We start from the raw sequence: 20,347 nt of genomic DNA, 5'->3' as shown, positions 1-20,347 counted from the left end.
TTTTTTACAAAAAGACTTGCTACCCCCCCCCCCCCCAGTATAGAATAATAAATGCTCAAAATTATTGAAATAATGTTTTGGGCTTACTTATTCAATATACTCAAAATTTATTTAGGAGATCTTAAAAAATGTTTAATTTAACTACTAAAGCCTATATTGCTGTAACTGAAGGTTTACGTCGTTTTAAAGAAAACCAACAAGGGGTTACTGCGATTGAATATGGCTTAATCGCTGTGGGTATGGCTGTATTAATTATTGCGGTGTTCTATGGTGATGATAGTTTCAGAGGAAAACTTCTAGAGAAATTTAATTCATTGAAAGATTCTATTAGTAACTCTAGCGTTACCCCTAGTTAATAATAATTATTTATTTAGCAGAAAATTAGAGGGGAAATTATTTCCCTCTATTTGGAGAAATAAACCATTTGGAGATAATTCAGCATTACAAAAAAGAAAATGTAATGAGTTTCTCTATGTGGTTTATATGTGTTTAGAATAACGCAAATTTTGCCATTTAAAGGATGTAAAAATGGTAAAAAATAAAACATATAATAAGATAAACTAAAATGGAAATAATGGTTTGGGTGCTTATTACAATAATTAGCGTATTACTTAGTGTTCTCAGTTGGCAGGATATTCGCCACAGAATATTAAGTAATAAGTTAATTTTTGCCGTTTTTTTAACCGCACTTCCTTTAGGCTGGTTGCTAAACCATACCTTATATTGGCAGCCCGCGTTAATTACGCTCGTTATCGGATTTTTTCTTTTTCTCTTTAATGTGATTGGTGCAGGAGATATTAAATTATTAACTGTATTAATGCTATTAGTGCCACCAAACAATGCCTTTTTTGTTTTATTGTTAATTAGCTTATTTGGTTTATTGCTAATTATTGGTGGTTTACTTTTCTTTAGAAGTGCAATTAAGAAAAATGGCTTACCTTACGGGGTTGCAATTAGCCTAGGTTTTCTTAGTTATCTGTTTTTATTCATCAACATTCAACTATTGCCATAGGAGCAGCTATGAATTATCGGGTATTATTTATTACCGCATTTCTTATTTTAATCGTTGGAATTAGTGGAATATTCTTTTATTCCTCTGATAATTCCTCTTCTCAACCGCAACAAACGGTGGAAGTTCCACAGCCTGAGCCAGAACAGCCTGCAGTGGAAAATCGTGAAAATAATGAAAAGAAAAAGGCATTATTTGCCACAGTAAATAAAAATATTCCTCGCGGGCATATTTTAAAACAACAAGATATTGTGTTTAGTGAACTACCTATTGATGAAAATAGTGTGCTAATGCAATATGATTTAACTTCATTTTTATCTGGACAGGAAAATCCAGAAGATAAAAATACTGAAGATAAAAGATTACGCGGTTTCACCGTTTCACAAGATGTTGCCCAAGGGGATTACCTTTCTCCAAAAATTTTAATTTCTCCAGATGATGAGCGTTTCATTAGCTACACCATCGACCCTACGCGTGAAGTGGCACACACCGCTTGTATTTATGATGTAGATAGTTCTAGTTTAGAAACCCTACAAGCAGGCGATAATGTGGCAGTTTCTGTTTTTGCCGGAAAAGATTCAAACCCAAACAAAGTGAAATTTGTTCCGGTGTTTAAATCGGTAAAATTACTGCAAATTAAGAAAACACCTGTAACGGAAGAAAGCAATAAGAATGAACTCAAAACCTGTGCATTCAAAATTCGTTTAAAACTTGAACCAGCGCAACTTAAAACACTTTATCTTGCTGCAACTGAAAATCGTTTATTAATACTCCCAGAAAATACTGATAAACAGCCAATCAAACAAAATGGCACATTAATTCGTTCTTTAAGAGGTAACTAAAATGCAATTTTCTATTTTTAAATTAGCTCGTGCCGCATTGGTTGTTGGTGCGGTATTTCCATTAAGTGTTTCTGCCCAAGTGTTCAATATGGAAGATGGGCAAAGCCGTACCCTTCAAACTAAAAGTAAAATTGATACGATTTTTATTTCTTCACCTGATGTGGCTGATTATGAAATTATTGGCGATAACAGTTTTATCATTTATGCCAAAGGTGAGGGGGTATCCGAAATTACCGTATTAGATGAAGAAGGTAATGAGTTACGCAATGATACCATTAATGTGAATGGGATGATGAAAGGGCTTGATCGAGCCAATCAACAAATTAGACTTGCCTTTCCAAATACGAATCTTTCGGTGAAACGCGTAGGGCAGGCCTATGTGATTGAAGGCAAAGCGAAATCTGCCGTTGAACAGCAAGAAGTCACACGGATTGTTGGCGAAGCATTGGGCGCATCAAAAGAAACCATTAAGCGAGAGGTGGATATTAACGGAAATGGCGAAAAAGAACACGTTCCATTCCTTGATGAATACCGCTATAACAATGTGATTGACGCCTCTACCACAAATGATTCTGCACAAATTAATGTGCAACTTTCTGTTGTAGAAGTGAGTAAAAAATTAACCGATGAAATGGGCATTAATTGGAGCTGGAGTGATTATGCAAGAGCGCTTTCACCGAGTAGTTCAACAGAATCTCACGCGTGGTTAGTTGGGGCGACAAATGGGGTTGGATCTTTAGCTTATGCGGCAACACATTTTGCAACCTTTATTCGTGCGTTGCGTAATGACTCAAAAGGCAGAGTATTAGCAGAACCGAATATTTCACTTTTATCTGGTGAAGTGGGTGGCATTCTGATTGGGGGAGAAGTACCTATTGTTCGCTATGACAGAGATGGGCGTTCCGAAGTCACATATAAAGATTTTGGGATTAAATTAAATGTGGCGGCGAAGTTATTAAAAGATCGTCGTATCCGCGTATTGTTATCTCAAGAAGTAAGCAATATTTCAAACCAAAGTCAAACAAAAGATGGCTTATTAGTGCCTGTGTTTGAATCTCGCCGTTCTCGTTCAACCTTTGAAGTGCCAGATGGTGGTAGCTTTATTCTTGGCGGGTTATATAACGAAACAGATCGTGATGTAATCGCGAAAACACCATTCTTAGCGGACATTCCTGTTTTAGGGGCATTTTTCCGCAGTGTGGATAAAAACAGAGATAAACGTGAGCTAATTGTGGTAGCGACCGTTTACCTTGTTAAACCAACAAGAAGTGATGCGATTGTATATCCTAGCTATAAACCAACAGGTTTGCTTGAAGATATGTTAAAACTTCCAATTCCTGATGATACACGCAACTTCTTTAGACAAGCTGGATTTAGTCAGTAATTAAAATATAGGTTTTTTATAATGCTTTTATTAGATAAAAATAAACTCGGAATTGATGATTCAGTTTCCTCCAGAGTAAGAAAAATTTGTATTATTTCTGACCGTGAGAGTGTGAGTACTGCAATTGCACAACTTTTAAGAACGCGTGGATTAGAGCAGATTGAAATTATTCCTAATAATTTTTTAGATGTGCAAAAAAAACTTCAGTTATCTGCGGAGATGTATTTTGGCATTATTGTCGATATTCACGATGCCGTGAGTACTGAAGATGTTTTATCCCGTATCCACAGTACAGTGCCACAAAATGTGTGGTGCTGTGTTGTTGGGGATAACGATTCAATTCGTTTTTCACAACGCTTTGCACGCGAAGGATTGCCGTATTTCCATTCGGATTCACAACTTCCTCAAATGGTGGAAAGAATTTTATTAGGCATTAATATGCCAACTAAACGCCATACGGTAAAAGTGTGTGTGTTAGGATGTAAAGGTGGCATTGGCTCAAGTCTTATTTCATTACATTTGGCTAATCGTATTGTTACTGAATCGAAAGTGCCTGTATTACTTGTTCAAGGTAAAGGCGGTTCACAAGACCTTGATATTTTAGTCAATAAGAAAGTTGTGAAAGATGAGGTTGTTGAATACAGCGAATATCTTCATCTTTATCGTGGTCAATTAAATAGCATTCCTGAGAACGTTGCGAGTAGCTATAACTATATCATTTACGACCAGCCAATTTTCAATGTGGATAGAGATGAATTTAATCAATTCTATGATGTTTGTGATAATTTCGTGCTGGTTGCTAATCGTAATCTTGGTGCGTTACGTGTGGCAAAATCATTTTTATCTGAATTAGCGCGCGTTCAAAATGCAGATAAGCGTTTAGCACGCTGTTTCATTTGTGTGGCAGATAATCATCCTGAACTGGCTAAATCAATGTCTATTTCTGATATTGAAACCTTATTAAATGCACAAATTGATACAGTGATCCCTTATTTGTCTAAAATTAATATAAAAAATTCATTAGCAATTAAATTTGGTCGCAAAGGTGAGCAACAATTAAAAAAATTAACACAGTCTGTTATTGGGGTGCTATCAAGAAAATACCATTCTAGCAAGCCTGAGGGATTAAAAGGCGCGTTAATGAAGTTATTAACAGGGAAATAGAAATAGGCGTAAATTATGCTAACTAGGGAAGAACAAATATTTTTCCGCAATGAGATTTTAAGAAATTTGGATATTGATAAATTAGACGAAATCGAAAATGAGCGGGAAAAATTAATTGCCGAGCTTGCCCAAAATGTAAGCCGTATCGCACAACGGAATGATATACATATCGTTGCATCAGACACTCTTTATATGGCAGAGGTAATGGCTGACGAAATTGGTGGATATGGCGCAATCCGTGAGCTAATGAATGATGAAACGGTTGCTGATATTTTGGTGAATGGTCCTGACGAGATTTGGGTCGAGCGTGGCGGTGTATTGCAAAGAGAAGACCGCCATTTTATCAATAATGAACAGCTTACTGATATTGCTAAGCGTTTAGTCGCAAAGGTAGGACGTCGTATTGATGAGAGTTTTCCTCTAGTGGATAGCCGATTACCAGATGGTAGCCGTTTAAATGTGGTGATTCCGCCTATTGCATTAGATGGTACGTCAATTTCTATTCGTAAGTTTAGTAAATCAAAAAAATCATTAGGTGAATTGGTTGAGTTTGGTTCAATGAATGTGGCAATGGCTAACTTTTTGATCATTGCCGCGCGTTGTCGAGCGAATATTATTGTATCTGGAGGTACAGGTTCAGGGAAAACAACATTATTGAACGCACTTTCAGCCTATATTTCTTCTACTGAGCGTGTGATAACCCTTGAGGATACGGCGGAGCTACGTTTAGACCAGCCTCACGTTGTGCGTTTAGAAACTCGTCAAGCGGGGGTTGAGCATACTGGGGAAGTTTCTATGCAGGATTTGGTGATAAATGCATTGCGTATGCGTCCTGAACGAATTATTGTTGGGGAATGTCGTGGTGCCGAAGCTTTCCAAATGTTGCAGGCGATGAATACTGGCCACGATGGTTCAATGTCCACATTGCACGCAAATTCACCTCGTGATGCCTTAGCTCGTTTGGAAAGTATGGTTATGATGGCAAGTGCCAAATTACCTTTAGAAGCTATCAGGCGGAATATTGCTTCGGCAGTTAATATTATTATCCAAGTTTCACGTTTAAATGATGGAACGCGTAAAATAATGAATATCACAGAAGTTGCTGGAATGGAAACAGGGCAGATAGTATTACAAGATATTTTTTCCTATGTGCCAAGTAAATTACGAGATGAAAATGGAAAAATTAAAGGTGAGTTTAAATCGCACGGTTTATTACATAGCTCTGTTGTTTACCAAAATGCACAAATGTTTAATCTAAGTGATGAATTGCAACGCATTTTTGAGGAAAGATCTGAATGAGTATGACAATTATTTATTACTTTATTGTTGTATTTGGCGTGTTATTGCTGTTAGCGACAGGGTTGTCTTGGTTTTCAACTAAGAAAACAATTAATCAAACCCAACGTGAGAGCAAACTTACGACGCTATTAACGAAAATCAAAAATCTTTATCGTTTATGGATATTCTACTTTACTCGTGGTAATAAACGAAAACTTATCCCAAATTTGTTAATTAGTGCAGCAATTATCTTTGCATTATATCTCGTCAATTTTGCGTATTTCCGTATTGATAATCACATTTTTCTTCTTAGTGTAATCACTATTATGATTTTAGGGGTATGGAAATTTGGGCAACGACAAAACCGCAAATTGTTTGAGCAAGTTTTTCCTGAAGTGTTACAAATTCTTAATTCGGCATCTTCAGCTGGAAGTGGATTGCTTTCTGCGTTTGAGCGTTGCGGACAAGATATTGGTGGGCAAATTGGCGAAGAATTTAAAAATATTCACCGTCGCTTAGTTCTAGGGGAAGATCCTTCTTCTGTTTTTGATGATAGCTATACTCGTTATCCTTATAAAGAATATTATTTCTTTATTATGACGATTAAATTGAACTTAAGTAAAGGTGGTCAAATTCGAGAAGTCATTAACCGTCTGAGTCGTGTGATTTCTGCAAGCAAAAAAATGGAGCAGAAGAAGAAAGCAATGACTTCAGAAGCAAGAATGTCCGCAATGATTGTAGGCTGCTTCCCCGTAGGATTTTTCATTTTTATGCGTTTTGCTCAGCCAGAAAACTTTGATTTTTTAATTAATAATCCAAGTGGCAGAATCGTCTTGTACGGTGTGTTTGGTAGCCAATTATTCGGCTTTTTAATTATTTGGTGGTTAATGAGGAGAGTATCATGACGACGAAGTTATTACTTATTTTCCTTCTATTAATTTTTCTGAGTTTATTCTTGTTCGTAGTCGCTGTGATAATGAAACGTCGCTATGACTATCAAGCCAAGATAATTCAAGATGTTTCAGATAATAATGAGGAAGAGCAAGAAGCTCAACCTAAAAAGAATAAAAAACAACGTGAATTAGAATTAGTACTAATTAATAGTAGCCCTGTGTTATCGGTGCTAGGTATGATTGATAGAAATATTAGACTAAAATTGTTATTAATTGCTTTTTTATCAATATTTGTTTATCTATTTAATTTATCAACACCACAGAAAGACCTTATTGTTTATTATTTGCTGATTGGTATTTTTGTTATTTTATTACCCGGCATTTTGACATCAATGATTCTTAATAGGAAGATTAAATCTATAATGACAGATCTTCCGAGTTTTATCGATCTGGTTGCAGTAAGTGTTCAAACGGGGAATAGTATTGAAGGTGGATTAAAACAGGTTACAGCTGATTTTAAAAAGCTAAATCCAGCGCTAACCTATGTGATGACTAGGATTATGCGTAAGGCTGAATTGTCAGGATTAAGTTCGGCACTTAAGGATTTAGCGGTAGCATTACCAACCACAGAGATCAAAATGTTTTGTACCGTGTTGCAACAAAGTTTGAATTTTGGTTCATCTATCTATGATCAGTTAATTGTACTTTCGGCTGACATTAGGGAAATTCAATTACTTCAAATTGAAGAGCGGTTAGGAACGCTTGCAGCTAAAATGAGTATTCCATTAATTCTGTTTATTATGTTTCCTATTGTAATTTTGATTTTAGCACCGGGTGCAATGAGGGTTTTTCCAAATGTTTTCTAAAACAATGAGATTATGTACATTACTAAGTGCAGCGCTATTATTATCTGCTTGTTCTCAGTCTGTGTTTACTAAATTTAATCAACAAGATATTTCAGTAAAAGAAAAGTTTTATCTTTCATCAAATAATTATCGTGAATTAATTTCACTTTATCGAGAATCGTTAAAACAGAAAGAAGAGCCAGCTATCCGTTATAAACTTGCTGAAAGTTATTATTCTATCGGTGATAGCCGTTCCTCTCAGCTTTATTTAGAGCCATTATTGACGTCAAAAGATAAAAAAGCAAATGTGCAAGATGCCTTGCTATTACAAATAAAAAATAATTTACATAGTGGTGATTATCGTCAAGCAGTAGAGAATGCGGACAATATGTTATTGTCCTATCCAAATAATGGTGAAGCTTATAACTTACTTGGTATCGCTTACGCTAAATTAGGTGACTATAAGCAAGCAAAAGATAATTTCAATAAAGCACGTTCATATTTTGTTGATGATGTTAAAGTGCTTAATAATCTTGCTATGATAGATATTTTACAAAAAAATTATGCTGGTGCAGTAGATATTCTATTACCTCAATATACAAATGGCGTTAAAGATAATCGCTTAGTGCATAATCTTGTTTTTGCTTTAGTTAAAAAAGGTGATAAAAAATATGCTCTAGATATTATTGAAAAAGAAAATTTAAGCGAAGCGCCAGAGGCGCTTGTTGAAGAGTTAAAAAGTGCAAAGCATATTTCAAAATAATTAGAGAAAATAAAAATGATTTCATCGTTAAATAAACTACTAAAACCTTTTCTAACGAATAAAAAAGGTGCAGGAACCGTTGAATTTTCTTTAACTATTGTTATTTTTTTAGTTATTTTGGGTAGCTTATTCGAGCTTGCTCGATTAGCTATTTTATCTGCCTATGTTGATTCATCTGCAATGTTAGCGATTAGAGAAGTGAAAAACACTGAAAATATTTCTGACTATGCAACGCAAGTAGAAGATAAACTGAATACAGTACAACGAGACTGGAGTTGGCTGAATAATAGTCAATTTCAGGTCAATGTAAAGTATTATGGCAACGCCAATCACACGGGGGCAAATAATATTGATGTGATTCAAGATATGATCAATGGAAATGGTGCTGCTACCCCTAAAAATGCGATTTGGGCAGAATATTTTATAAACTATGAGTATAAACCGATGTTTAGTTGGTTTCCAAAAGAGATCGTGAATACGATGATGCAACGTAATATATTGGTGCTACAAGAACATGAAAAATAATGCTATGAATAAGTTTTTTCGCCAACAGAAAGGGGCAGTAATCATTGAATTTGCATTTATGTTGATATTGCTATGTTTGCTTATCGCATTTATGACCGATTTATTTATTGCTCGTTCAACTATTGGAAAATTAGACCGCACTTCATATTCCCTACTGAATGTGATTAAAGAGCGTGCTTACAGTGGTATTCCGAATAAAGATGGAAAGATTGGCGATTCTCCTTCGCAGGATGAAGTAGAGCATTTAATGGAATTAGCAAATCGATTATTGTTTAATGATAAAAATGAGAGACGCGCGGTGGTCTTTGTTGAGCCTTATATATTTGAATTTGGAAAAGGAAACTTCCGCCCACCCGTTGATAATGCACGCAAGCCTCCATTTACAACGCCTCCTGATCTGCATTCTTCAAATGCAAATGGGCATAAAGGTTGCCAGCAACCACCTATTCGTAACTTCAATAATATTGTACCTCTTTCAGAGATAGAAAATAAGCAGCGTTTTGTGCCGATTATTCGGGTTACGGTTTGTATTCCTGAAGCGCCAAGTTTATTTTTAGCGCTAATGTCTTTTTTCGGAAAAGAGCCAAAGAAAAGCGCGTATTATACCTCTTCTTCTGTTGGCGTTGTTAGAGCATCGTCTTTTGTGAATAGTCAATAATTAGAGAACTCATTACTATGTTAAATTCACGCATTTATTGCAAAGTAACAGCCCTATTTACTTCATTTGTTAAGCAACAAACTGGCGTATATGGAATGATAATGGGGTTAATTACTGCTTTTCTTCTTGTGATCATTGGTTTTACAATTGATGGTTCCGGAGTGCTTTTAGATCGTGCGAGATTGTCGGATTCCCTTGAACAAGCTGCTTTAGTGGTGACTTCAGAAAATAATAAATATCGTAATGATGAATATATTTTGGGTAGTGCTACAACAGCAAATGGCAAAAAAGTGAGAAATGATCAGCTCGTTAAACAGCGTGATGAAAATATGATAAAAGCCTATATGGCTCTTTACGCCAATGCTTATAGTAAAGTTAAAAATATAAATTATGACTGTGATAAAGAAAATAACCGTATTATTTGCTATGTTCAAGGCGAATTGGAACGAAGTTCTTTATTACCTATTAGCTTTAATAAAGATGTTTTTATCCCAACTCGTATTGACATTGATCAATACGGAAGAGCATTTAAAGAAGAAAAAAGCGCTCCGCCATTAGATATTATGTTTGCAGTAAATTTTTCTAGTGAAGTTTATTCAGGTATTGCAGATAATCCTAATGGCAGTGTGTGTAATGGTCCATATAGAGTCAAAGCAGACAATATTACTGTTGAAAATCATCTTACGCGATTAGCAAAATGTGGTATTACGCCTTGGGCGAATTCTATTTTTGAAAGCCTCAAAAAATATGTCAATATGCTAGAAATTTTTAAGGCTTCCACTAATAATGGACAACCAAATAATAACCGTATTGGGTTAACCGCATTTGCACTTGGCGCTCAACCGATTAATGAAGGAAATAATGTTTGTGCATTGCCATTTAAATTTCCTTCAGACAAAAGATTTAATGATCCACTTGTAGAAAGCCAAACCTTTGTTTCTGAAAAGATAAGTGATAATTGGGAATATCGAGTTAGAACGGTTAATTTGCCTGATGTGAAGACAAATTTAAAAGATATGTTACAAACAATCAATAGGCATTTAGTCACTCGCGCAGATACCTATGATTCAATGGAGCCAGGGGTTTTAGTAGCTAAATATCTTCCGCTTTCATTGGATATTTGGCCAGAAGATTTAGAACAAGATTTTCAAAATGGTAAGCAAGGCAGCAAGCGTACTTGGTATGACATTAGACCAGAGAAACAATATTTAGACCTTAATTTGGGATCACCGAATAAAGCGGTGTATGACACAATTGATCAAATCGTTGATCCTACAACAAGGGAAAAATATACCGCATACCGAATTATTAAAGCGTCAATTAATGCTAAAGGAAAAGGGTATTCGCCGACTGCTAGCGAGAAAAAAGCCCTCTCTGATGCACTGAAATCCTTGGCACAGGATAAAGATGTGAGAGGCTATGGAGTTGATGATGAAAGTACCCGCCAAAGTTGGCTAACCCTCAATAAGAAAAATGGCACGCGAGTAGGGCTTTGTTTTGATTATTCAGGCAAGAACAGTAAGGCGACAACACCTCAAGCTGATTCTGCGTGGTTTACAAATTTGGCGGATTTTACAAGTAAATTAGATTATAACTCCTCATCTACCCATTTAGGAGGCGGAAAACTTGGCGTGAGTGGGTTATTGATGGGGGCTTATAATATGGTGGCAAACACAGACACACAACAAAAAGCTAACCAGAATAAAAAACGTGTGCTTGTTTTTGTGGATACAGGGTTTGAAGATGATATGTCAACCTTCAACTCGCTAACTAAACTTTATCAAAAGAGTTGGACATACGATCCATCAGTTAATCCATACAGAACGGAGAATGGAAATTCAATTACATTAGATAAAAAATGGACCTTAGATAATTCTCGTTATGTTACCTCAACTTGGTACTATAATAAATTCAATCAAAGAGTTGACGAAGAGCCTTATTTGGAATATCGCAAAGCGAATCAGCTTTATGCGTTAATTACGCCCGCTTTCTTAAAAAAAGGTTCTTCAGATGATACCAGTGCAAATAGCTCGCACCCAAGCCCAGCGATATGTGATGCAATTAGAGCAAGATTTATGAGTTCTCCTTTCCAAGATCCACAAGTAGGGGAGGTGTATGATCCGGAGATTGTTTATATCCAATACCGCTCCGCGCAGTTTGGAAATAACTATCGCTCTAAAACCGATAAATATTGGGAACAATGCGCAGATAAAGCGTTCTTTATTGGTATAAGTGATAATGGGGCAGTAGATCAATCGCAAGATCAAAAGATAAGAGATTATTTCACCTCTTTGCAAGAACAATCAGCCACGAGTAATATGTCTGGAAAAGAAATCGAAGAAGTTGGGCGTAGCTTAACAAAATAGCCAGAAAATGGTTAAGAAATAAAGCTACTGTAATGAGCAGTAGCTTTTTATTTACTAGGAAACAATACACATAAAAAGAGCGATGAAAATTTGTTATTTTTTCACCGCTCTTTATTTTTATTTCAACCTAAAAATTCACATCTTTAGTATAGCATAATACCCATATCAATATAGCTCACGATACTACCAGTATTTTTAGCTTGTTTTTTGAACGTTTTTAGCGGGAGTATACTCCCTGTTGTTATCTCTTTACAGAGATAACAAATGTTCCTGCAAATAAAAATATTTGTGCGTTTAAAATAATTTAAATACTAAATTTATAGGAGCTAAAATGCTTATTCCAATTTTAGAGAATGGAACTACTCTTTATAAAGATAGTTTTGGTAATAAATACCAATATGATCTGACTAAGCTTGGTGATAAATCAAGCTATGATACTGATTTATCCGCCCAAATGCGTGACAAAATGTCTGTAATCCCAACTCGCAATCCAAATGGTGGAGGAATTTATGAGTAATCAATATACTGCAGATGAGATAAAAGACATTCTTTTAGACGAAGGATATCGTTCAGTCAATATACTAGGAGAAGATATCTTAGTATTAAAGATTGATGGAAGTAATTATATTATTATGTTATATGGAAATGGAGATATCCAACTAATGTATGGAATATCAGGAGTACCAATGCTATCTTTAGAAAAAGTGAATAATTGGAATTCAAATCGTAGATTAGGGTGTTTACATATTGTAGAAGAAAATCAACTTAGATTTTCTCTAGGTTTGCCTACATTAAGTGACGGATTATCTAGAGCAGATATCGCAAAAGGTGTATCTCGTATGCTAGAAATTGTTAGAACAATCGATATTCTTGAGTTTATAGAAGACTAGGTGAAAGAATAAAAAAAACGCGGTGAACTTTTTGCATCACCGCGTTTTTTCATTTAACCTTAAAAATTCGCATTTCTCGGTGCGCGTGGGAATGGGATCACATCGCGGATATTTTGCACGCCAGTTACATAAACGATTAAACGTTCAAAACCAAGACCAAAGCCTGAATGTGGTACAGTACCATAACGGCGGAGATCGCGATACCACCAGTAATCTTCTGGATTTAAGCCCATTTCTACCATACGTTTATCCAACACGTCTAGGCGTTCTTCACGTTGTGAACCACCGATAATTTCACCAATTCCCGGGGCTAATACATCCATTGCCGCTACGGTTTTTCCGTCATCATTTAAACGCATATAAAACGCTTTGATATCTTTTGGATAGTTTTTCACCACTACTGGGGATTTAAAATATTCTTCTGCTAAATAGCGTTCGTGTTCAGAGGATAAATCAATCCCCCAAGAAACAGGGAATTCAAATTTTTTGCCTGATTTTAATAAGACGTCAATGGCATCTGTGTAATCAATTTGTGCAAAATCAGAATGAATAAAATTTTCTAAACGGCTGATAACAGAACTATCAACGTGTTTTTCAAAGAATTTAAGATCATCTTTACGCTCATCTAATACGGCACGGAACACATATTTAAGCATCGCTTCGGCGAGTTTTGCGTTATCATTCAGATCTGCAAAAGCAACTTCAGGTTCAACCATCCAGAATTCTGCCAAGTGGCGAGTAGTATTAGAATTTTCCGCACGGAATGTTGGGCCAAAGGTATAGATTTTACTTAATGCACAAGCATAAGTTTCCCCATTTAGCTGACCAGATACGGTTAAAAAGGCTTCTTTACCGAAAAAATCTTGCGAAAAATCCACCGCACCTTGTTCGGTACGTGGTAAATTTTCTAAATCTAGGGTTGAAACACGGAACATTTCCCCCGCACCTTCAGTGTCAGATGCCGTAATCAGTGGCGTTGCTACCCAATAAAAACCTTGTTCGTGAAAGAAGCGGTGAATGGCTTGAGCCAAACAATGACGAACACGTGCGACTGCACCGATGATATTAGTGCGAGGGCGAAGGTGCGCCACTTCACGCAAATATTCAATACTGTGGCGTTTAGCCGCCATTGGATAGGTATCAGGATCTTCCACCCAACCTGTTACTTCCACCTTTTCCGCTTGTAATTCTACTGCTTGTCCCTCTGCTGGGGATTCCACCACTTTACCTGTAACAATCACCGAGCAACCAGTGGTTAAGCGTAGAATTTCTTCTTGATAATTCGTAATATCATTATTGACGATCACTTGGATAGGGTCGAAACAAGAACCATCATACACCGCAAGGAAAGAAAGCCCTGCTTTAGAATCACGACGGGTACGCACCCAACCTCGCACGGTAACCTGATCACCGATTTGAATTTCGCCTTGTAATACCTCTGCAATAGGGGCAATTTGTGTCATATAAACCTCAATCAAAAAATTTAGCGTAAAAACCCGCTTAGTTTACCGCAACTCAGGAAATTTGCCAAAATGAATTATTCAATTGTTTTTGTGAACTTGCCCACAAAATTGAAGTAAATAACTTGTTTTTAGGTGGCAACCTGATATAAAAAAGCAATAATTTCATTTCAAAAATTTAATCCGTTGTGGGGCGTTATGATCAAGGAAAGAAAACAAGATAAGTATGTCTTAAAATTACAACAATTAGGGAAAGTGTATCGGCTAATTGAACAATTTGAAGAAATTTCGCGGATTGATCTTTCAAAGCTTTCGCATTTAGCACCAGCGACGATCACCTCTTTAACCCGTCAGCTTATTAATGAACGATTAATTATTGAAAAAGCCGTGCGAAATACAGAAAACCGTGGACGTCCAGCAATTGGTTTATGTGTATCGCCTTTTTTCTGGCAGTCGTTATGTGCGGTGCTGAGTGAAGATCGTTTTGATATATTTCTTTGTGAATTAGATGGCACACCGTTGGCAGAACATTCTTTCCCGCTACGCAGTGAAGAATTTGCACAATTAGATCGCGTTTTAGTGGGGTACGTGCAAGCGTTTTTAGAAAAAACCAAACTCGAACCTTATAAAGTCATCACCTTTTCCATTGCCGTAACTGGGGAGTTAGATAATGAAGAGAGATATGTTTATCACCTTGGCAATCGCCAGCTAACACTTGATCTGAAAGCCTTATTTCACCCTTATTTTAAAATGCCTGTTATGGTAACGGATTATTTCCAAACGTGGTTGTTTGCCGAAAGCTCTGTGGGCAGTGTGATTGGTTGTGATCACGTTTTATTTTTACAACTTGATGAACGAGTCAATTTAAGCGTATTATCACAAGGTGATGTGTTACGATGTAACAAACAGCCAAAGATGAATATTGATAAGCTCATTACGCCAACGTTCAACCCAATTCAGCATCAACTCAATCCTCACTTACCTGAAACGGAACGTCATCAAATTATCAATCAGCTCACACATCAAGCTATTTATAAATTGATTGATTTGGCGTATCCCGACAATCAACAAGTGAATAATATTGAAAAAATTCACTTTTTATGTAAAAAAGCACAAGGCAATGAGGCAAAAGCGATTGATATTATTCACCATATCGCGGATTTAACGGCTTATCATTTAATGTGTTTAGTTAATATGTTTTCCTCTAAAAAAGTGATGTTAAACACCTGTTTATTGAGTGCAAAAGAGATTTTCTTAGCGCGCTTAAATCAACGTTTATCCCTTTATCATTGCAATGTGGAAGTAGTAACGAGCCGCTATAAATGGAATAGCCCTGAAGTCTTAACTGCAGCAATTAAGCAAGGGATTTATGATGGCAGTTTGCTCGGTGATCTACTGAAAAATAAAGAAAAATTGTGTTAGCTCAATACTCTCATTATGAAATTCCTTTAGAATTCCAAACAAATGGGATCATAAGGAAAAAATGATGAGCTGCTTTTTTGTTACAGGAACGGATACCAATGTAGGAAAAACGGTATCCAGTCGTGCCATTATCCAAGCCTTGCAAAATCAAGGTATTCAAATTGTAGGTTATAAACCGATTGCGTGTTGCCAAGAGGATTGGGCTTATCGTGAAAGCCCAATAGAAAGCGATTATGGACAAGAAAATAATTCTGATGTCCTAACCTTAATTGACGCCACAAAAGAGAATGTAACCTACCGAGACGTGAATAGTTATAGCTTTTCCCACAGTTTGCCAATGTTAAGTGAAGACGGAGAACGCATTGATATAAAAAAAATTAACGCCGATCTCACCGCACTTACTCAGCGTTATCAATCTGTGCTAGTGGAGGGGGCATTTGGTTGGCTTACTCCAATGAATAAAGAATATAGCTTTGCCAGTTGGGCAATCTCGCACAAAATGCCAGTCGTGCTTGTGGTTGGCATTAAAGAAGGTTGCATTAATCACGCCTTGTTGACGGCGCAATCCATTCAACAATCAGGCTTACCCTTATTAGGCTGGATAGCCAATCGCATTAATCCCGGTTTAGCCCATTATGCAGAAATGATTGAAATGCTCAGCGAAAAAATTGACGCTCCATTACTTGGGCAAATTCCCTATGTTCATCGTCCTGAAGAACAAGAACTCGGGCATTACATCACTAATCTTGAGCGTTTGACTTATCTGCAAACGGAATGGGTGAGGTAGAGTAGATGAAGTAAGCGAAATTCATTAGTTGAATGATTATTAAAGTGCGGTACAAAAAATCAGAATTTTTCCACCGCACTTTGTTTTTCGCTATTATTGAATATTACTTTTGTCTAAAGCACGACAAATGCGCTGTGCTATTCACCGTTTCTAATACAAAACGCCCCGCACTTTCGTTTTCAGCTTGTTCATAACGCACAATGCTAATAGAGGTATTTGCTAAGCGTGTTACTCGTGGATTTTCACGATGGTTTTGCCAAGTTGAGCCGTCAAATAAAGCGAGCAATAAATGTAGTGTATGACCGTGAGAAACCACCAAAATATTGCCCGAATGGTGTATTTGAATAATTTCATCAATGGCTTTCATTGCCCGTTTAGCTAATTCACCAAAGGTTTCGCCACGATTGCTTTTAGCCTGAAAATTGGCGGGATCTTTGGTCATTTGTTGATATTCTTCGTTTTGACGAAGGTGGCTCACTAATGCCCCTTCCCAAGAGCCAAAGCTATGCTCATTTAAGCCTTTATGTTGAAAAAAGGGAATATTTCGTTCGCCAATAATGTATTCTGCGGTATCCATCGCGCGTTTTAACACACTTGAATAGGCTGCAACAAAGGGAATATTGGCTAAGTGTTTACCTGTTTTCATTGCTCCTTCAATGCCTTCGGCGATCAGTGGTGAATCGCCTTGTCCTTGTAATAAACCTTGTTCGTTCCAAACGGTACGTCCGTGGCGGACGAAATAAAAGGTAAGCTGTTTTTTCATTACTATCCTTAAAAACGTTGAAAATTTATACCGCACTTATAAAAGTGGGCTGAATAAGAAAAATAAACGTTCAATAACGCGTTGATAAACAGGACGTTTTACCCAATCTTTATAGGTTAATAATGAAGAACGTTGGCGGTAATTTTCTTGCAAGAGGGTAACTTCATTAGCAAAAGTTTGATCTTCCACCACCATTGTAACTTCAAAATTTAACATAAAACTGCGCATATCCATATTTACCGTTCCGACTAAGACAAGGCGGTTATCAATCAACACACTTTTGGTATGTAATAGCCCTTGTTCAAATTGATAAATTTTTACCCCAGCGGCAAGAAGATCTTCAAAGAAAGTACGGCTCGCCCAGCTAACCATTAAAGAATCATTTTTCTTTGGCAGAATTAGCGTCACATCAATACCGCGTAACGCCGCAATGCGTAATGCTTCGGCAATGCTATGGCTTGGCACAAAATAAGGCGAGGTAATCGTGATGCTTTTACGCGCGGAGAAAATCGCAATAGAAAGGGATTGCGCCATTAAATCATCTGGAAATCCCGGGCCTGTCGCAAGAATCTGTACGGCGTGAGAATTGTTCTTCTCTATGGGCAATAAAGGGCAATTAGGCAACTGCAATGGGATTTCTTTATCACTTTCAATTTGCCAATCCCACGCATACAGCCCATTTAGCACCGCTGACACCGCCCCGTTAATACGCACCATAATATCCACCCATTGCCCAACGTGGCTGTCTTGTTTGAAATATTTCGGATCGACCATATTCATACTGCCCGTATAAGCAATCTGATTATCGATCACTATAATTTTGCGGTGTTGGCGTAAATCAATACGACTAAAAAACATCCGTAGTAAATTAACGTGTAGTGCTTCGGTGATTTCAATGCCACTTTCTTTCATTTCACGGCAATGTTTACTTTTCAAAAATTGACGACTGCCTACACTATCAAGCAATATTCGCACTGTTACGCCGCGCTTTTGTGCGGCAATTAGCGCGTGTTGCACGTCTTCCACTAGGCCGCCATTCCACCAAATATAAAACACCATATTGATGCTATGTTTGGCTTGATGAATATCATCAATAATGCTTTTTATGATACTTTCTGGCGTCTCTAAAATATGCAGTTCATTACCTAGCACACAAGGAATGTTTAAGCGACTTTTGGCTAAGTCAAAAATTGGGCGATAAAGCAGAGTATTATGGTGATTGATTAATTGCGGGCATTGTGAAAAATCGCCAAACCATTGATTAAATTTCGGTGCAAGTAAACGAAATGCCTTTGCACGTTTTGTACCTAATTTCACTTCGCCAAATACTAAATAGGCGATAATGCCTACCACGGGGACGAGATAAATTATCATCAACCAAGAAAGGGTAGCTGAAACGGATTGTTTTTTAATCACCAATCGCATTGTAATGGAGATCGTTAAAATCCAAATCAGAACAGGGATGAGATATGCTATAATCTGTTGAAAAGTAAAATTCATTTATTTTTAACCGCACTTTTATAAATGTCTAATTATGCCAGAGATCACAACGCCAATGTTTGACATTGTTTTTCAGCACGCTGATTTTATCATTATTCACAAGCCTTGTGGCATTTCCGTACATAAAGATGAGCAAGAGGTTGGTCTAACCACCTTAATGGCTCAACAATTGAATTTACCCCAAGTTTGGTTGGTACATCGCTTAGATAGGGCAACATCAGGATTGTTGATTTTAGCATTGAATAAGCAAGCTGCGGCAACGTTGTCTGGGTTATTTGCTAGTCATCGCATCGCGAAAACCTATCTGGCGCTATCCACTGAAAAGCCGAAGAAAAAACAAGGACGGATCATTGGGGATATGCAAAAATCGCGTAATGGGACGTGGAAATTATGCCAAAGCAAGGAAAATCCTGCCATCACCCGTTTTTCTTCGCTAAGCTGTGAACCCAATTTACGCCTGTTTATGCTATTCCCGCAAACAGGCAAAACCCATCAGCTACGAGTGGCAATGAAAAGTTTAGGAAGTCCCATTTTAGGTGATGAACGCTATGGAGGAAATAAGCAAAAATCCGACCGCACTTATTTACATTGTTATCAGCTTGAATTTACTTATGAAAACCAGCAAATTTGTGTGAAAGCCTTACCAAAAACAGGTGAGTTTTTTACCGCACTTTCCGTGCAAGAAAAAATTCAACACTGGGAAAGGCAGAATAATTGCGAAAAGCCACAATAAAAACGTGATTTTTTAAGGCGTTAGTATTATCATTAAGAAATTTTTCAGATGTTATATTGTTATTAGAGGATAGGTATGCAACACCTTAAAGAAATTACCGAACAGGCAAAAGAAGCGATTGAAAAATTGCACGATAAAAGCCTTGAAACGCTAGATGCCATTCGTGTGGAATATTTTGGGAAAAAAGGGCATTTTACCCAATTAATGCAAGGATTGCGTGATGTGGCGGCGGAAGAGCGTCCTGCAATGGGGGCAAAAATCAATGAAGCGAAACAAAAAGTGTTAGATTTATTAAACACCAAAAAAGCACAGTGGGAAGAAGAAGCCCTTAATGCACAGTTAGCGAAAGAGAGTATTGATGTCAGTTTGCCGGGGCGTAAAACAGAATTAGGTGGCTTACACCCTGTTTCAATTACCATTGAGCGTGTTGTAAAATTTTTCTCTAACCTAGGTTTTAGTGTAGAAGTGGGGCCTGAAATTGAAACTGATTATTACAACTTTGATGCACTAAATATTCCGGCTCATCACCCAGCCCGTGCCGATCACGATACGTTCTGGTTTGATGCAGAGCGTTTATTGCGTACCCAAACCTCTGGCGTACAAATTCGTACAATGGAAAAAATGCGTCCGCCAATTCGTATTATGGCACCGGGACGTGTATACCGTAATGATTATGACCAAACCCACACCCCAATGTTCCACCAAATTGAATTACTTTATGTGGATAAACACGCTAACTTCAGTGAATTAAAAGGCTTATTACACGATTTCTTACGCGCCTTTTTTGAAGAAGACTTACAAGTGCGTTTTCGCCCGTCCTATTTCCCTTTTACAGAACCTTCTGCAGAAGTCGATGTGATGGGTAAAAACGGCAAATGGTTGGAAGTGCTAGGTTGTGGAATGGTTCACCCAAATGTGTTGCGTAATGTTGGTATTGATCCAGAAGAATATTCTGGCTTTGCGGTGGGAATGGGCGTAGAACGTTTAACGATGCTACGTTACAATGTAACAGATTTACGTTCGTTCTTTGAAAATGATCTCCGTTTCTTAAAACAATTTAAGTAA

21 protein-coding genes are annotated in these 20,347 nt (G+C 37.1%); 18 read left to right on the top strand and 3 right to left on the bottom strand.

Features of this window, described 5'->3' with window-relative positions; translation table 11 throughout:
- The first annotated feature begins 128 nt into the window (after positions 1–128).
- The 14 genes from L5B90_RS01390 to L5B90_RS01325 all read left to right on the top strand — a co-directional run bounded on the left by L5B90_RS01390 (position 129) and on the right by L5B90_RS01325 (position 12,617).
- Positions 129–356, top strand: a complete 228-nt coding sequence (locus L5B90_RS01390; RefSeq protein WP_265761936.1) for a Flp family type IVb pilin — start codon at positions 129–131, stop codon at positions 354–356.
- Positions 357–565: 209 nt separating this feature from the next.
- The gene (locus L5B90_RS01385) at positions 566–1,012 is read left to right on the top strand and encodes an A24 family peptidase (protein ID WP_250362991.1); all 447 of its coding nucleotides are present in this window, start codon (positions 566–568) and stop codon (positions 1,010–1,012) included.
- A gap of 8 nt (positions 1,013–1,020) precedes the next feature.
- Complete coding sequence (locus tag L5B90_RS01380) at positions 1,021–1,851, top strand: hypothetical protein (RefSeq protein WP_250362992.1); 831 nt, start codon at positions 1,021–1,023, stop codon at positions 1,849–1,851.
- A 1-nt stretch (position 1,852) separates the two neighbouring features.
- A complete protein-coding gene (locus tag L5B90_RS01375; RefSeq protein WP_265761935.1) occupies positions 1,853–3,235 on the top strand; it encodes a type II and III secretion system protein family protein in 1,383 nt (460 codons plus the stop codon).
- 21 nt (positions 3,236–3,256) lie between these two features.
- The gene (locus tag L5B90_RS01370; protein WP_265761934.1) at positions 3,257–4,399 is read left to right on the top strand and encodes a pilus assembly protein; all 1,143 of its coding nucleotides are present in this window, start codon (positions 3,257–3,259) and stop codon (positions 4,397–4,399) included.
- 15 nt (positions 4,400–4,414) lie between these two features.
- Positions 4,415–5,698, top strand: coding sequence for a CpaF family protein (locus L5B90_RS01365; protein WP_265761933.1), 1,284 nt, complete (start codon positions 4,415–4,417; stop codon positions 5,696–5,698).
- Between the two features lie 2 nt (positions 5,699–5,700).
- Complete coding sequence (locus L5B90_RS01360; RefSeq protein ID WP_265762530.1) at positions 5,701–6,582, top strand: type II secretion system F family protein; 882 nt, start codon at positions 5,701–5,703, stop codon at positions 6,580–6,582.
- Positions 6,579–7,436 (top strand): type II secretion system F family protein, encoded by an 858-nt coding sequence (locus L5B90_RS01355; protein WP_250362996.1) that lies wholly within the window; start codon positions 6,579–6,581, stop codon positions 7,434–7,436. The genes L5B90_RS01360 and L5B90_RS01355 overlap by 4 nt, the downstream gene beginning before the upstream one ends.
- Positions 7,426–8,178 carry a tetratricopeptide repeat protein gene (locus tag L5B90_RS01350; protein WP_265761932.1) on the top strand — a complete coding sequence of 251 codons (753 nt, stop codon included), beginning with the start codon at positions 7,426–7,428 and terminating at the stop codon, positions 8,176–8,178. The genes L5B90_RS01355 and L5B90_RS01350 overlap by 11 nt, the downstream gene beginning before the upstream one ends.
- A gap of 15 nt (positions 8,179–8,193) precedes the next feature.
- Positions 8,194–8,703 (top strand): TadE/TadG family type IV pilus assembly protein, encoded by a 510-nt coding sequence (locus tag L5B90_RS01345; RefSeq protein WP_250362998.1) that lies wholly within the window; start codon positions 8,194–8,196, stop codon positions 8,701–8,703.
- Positions 8,704–8,707: 4 nt separating this feature from the next.
- Entirely contained in the window at positions 8,708–9,361 is a 654-nt protein-coding gene (gene tadF / locus L5B90_RS01340) for a tight adherence pilus pseudopilin TadF (protein WP_250362999.1), read from the top strand.
- Positions 9,362–9,462: 101 nt separating this feature from the next.
- Positions 9,463–11,727 carry a hypothetical protein gene (locus L5B90_RS01335; RefSeq protein ID WP_265761931.1) on the top strand — a complete coding sequence of 755 codons (2,265 nt, stop codon included), beginning with the start codon at positions 9,463–9,465 and terminating at the stop codon, positions 11,725–11,727.
- Positions 11,728–12,058: 331 nt separating this feature from the next.
- Complete coding sequence (locus tag L5B90_RS01330) at positions 12,059–12,244, top strand: hypothetical protein (protein ID WP_265761930.1); 186 nt, start codon at positions 12,059–12,061, stop codon at positions 12,242–12,244.
- Positions 12,237–12,617 (top strand): hypothetical protein, encoded by a 381-nt coding sequence (locus L5B90_RS01325; RefSeq protein WP_265761929.1) that lies wholly within the window; start codon positions 12,237–12,239, stop codon positions 12,615–12,617. Before L5B90_RS01330 ends, L5B90_RS01325 begins: the two co-directional genes overlap by 8 nt.
- A gap of 59 nt (positions 12,618–12,676) precedes the next feature.
- Here the strand turns inward: L5B90_RS01325 and asnS are convergent, their stop codons facing one another.
- Positions 12,677–14,080 (bottom strand): asparagine--tRNA ligase, encoded by a 1,404-nt coding sequence (gene asnS, locus L5B90_RS01320; RefSeq protein WP_265761928.1) that lies wholly within the window; start codon positions 14,078–14,080, stop codon positions 12,677–12,679.
- A 195-nt stretch (positions 14,081–14,275) separates the two neighbouring features.
- Here asnS and L5B90_RS01315 point away from each other — a divergent pair, with 195 nt between their 5' ends.
- Both L5B90_RS01315 and bioD read left to right on the top strand, forming a co-directional pair.
- Positions 14,276–15,499: an ROK family protein gene (locus L5B90_RS01315; RefSeq protein WP_250363002.1), complete on the top strand. Its 1,224-nt coding sequence runs from the start codon at positions 14,276–14,278 to the stop codon at positions 15,497–15,499.
- Positions 15,500–15,563: 64 nt separating this feature from the next.
- Complete coding sequence (gene bioD / locus L5B90_RS01310) at positions 15,564–16,286, top strand: dethiobiotin synthase (RefSeq protein WP_250351689.1); 723 nt, start codon at positions 15,564–15,566, stop codon at positions 16,284–16,286.
- Positions 16,287–16,389: 103 nt separating this feature from the next.
- Here bioD and L5B90_RS01305 read toward each other — a convergent pair whose 3' ends face one another.
- Both L5B90_RS01305 and cls read right to left on the bottom strand, forming a co-directional pair.
- The gene (locus L5B90_RS01305) at positions 16,390–17,049 is read right to left on the bottom strand and encodes a histidine phosphatase family protein (protein ID WP_265761927.1); all 660 of its coding nucleotides are present in this window, start codon (positions 17,047–17,049) and stop codon (positions 16,390–16,392) included.
- Positions 17,050–17,085: 36 nt separating this feature from the next.
- Entirely contained in the window at positions 17,086–18,549 is a 1,464-nt protein-coding gene (cls, locus tag L5B90_RS01300) for a cardiolipin synthase (protein ID WP_265761926.1), read from the bottom strand.
- A 34-nt stretch (positions 18,550–18,583) separates the two neighbouring features.
- Between cls and L5B90_RS01295 the strand changes: the two genes are divergently transcribed.
- Together L5B90_RS01295 and pheS are read left to right on the top strand one after the other, a co-directional pair.
- Positions 18,584–19,282 carry a TIGR01621 family pseudouridine synthase gene (locus tag L5B90_RS01295; RefSeq protein WP_265761925.1) on the top strand — a complete coding sequence of 233 codons (699 nt, stop codon included), beginning with the start codon at positions 18,584–18,586 and terminating at the stop codon, positions 19,280–19,282.
- Between the two features lie 75 nt (positions 19,283–19,357).
- The gene (pheS, locus tag L5B90_RS01290; RefSeq protein ID WP_250350258.1) at positions 19,358–20,347 is read left to right on the top strand and encodes a phenylalanine--tRNA ligase subunit alpha; all 990 of its coding nucleotides are present in this window, start codon (positions 19,358–19,360) and stop codon (positions 20,345–20,347) included.

This window comes from Avibacterium sp. 20-129, from assembly GCF_026226845.1.
Classification (GTDB): domain Bacteria; phylum Pseudomonadota; class Gammaproteobacteria; order Enterobacterales; family Pasteurellaceae; genus Avibacterium.
Note: the sequence above shows the minus strand (reverse complement) of the source record. Positions and strands in the feature narration are given on the sequence as shown.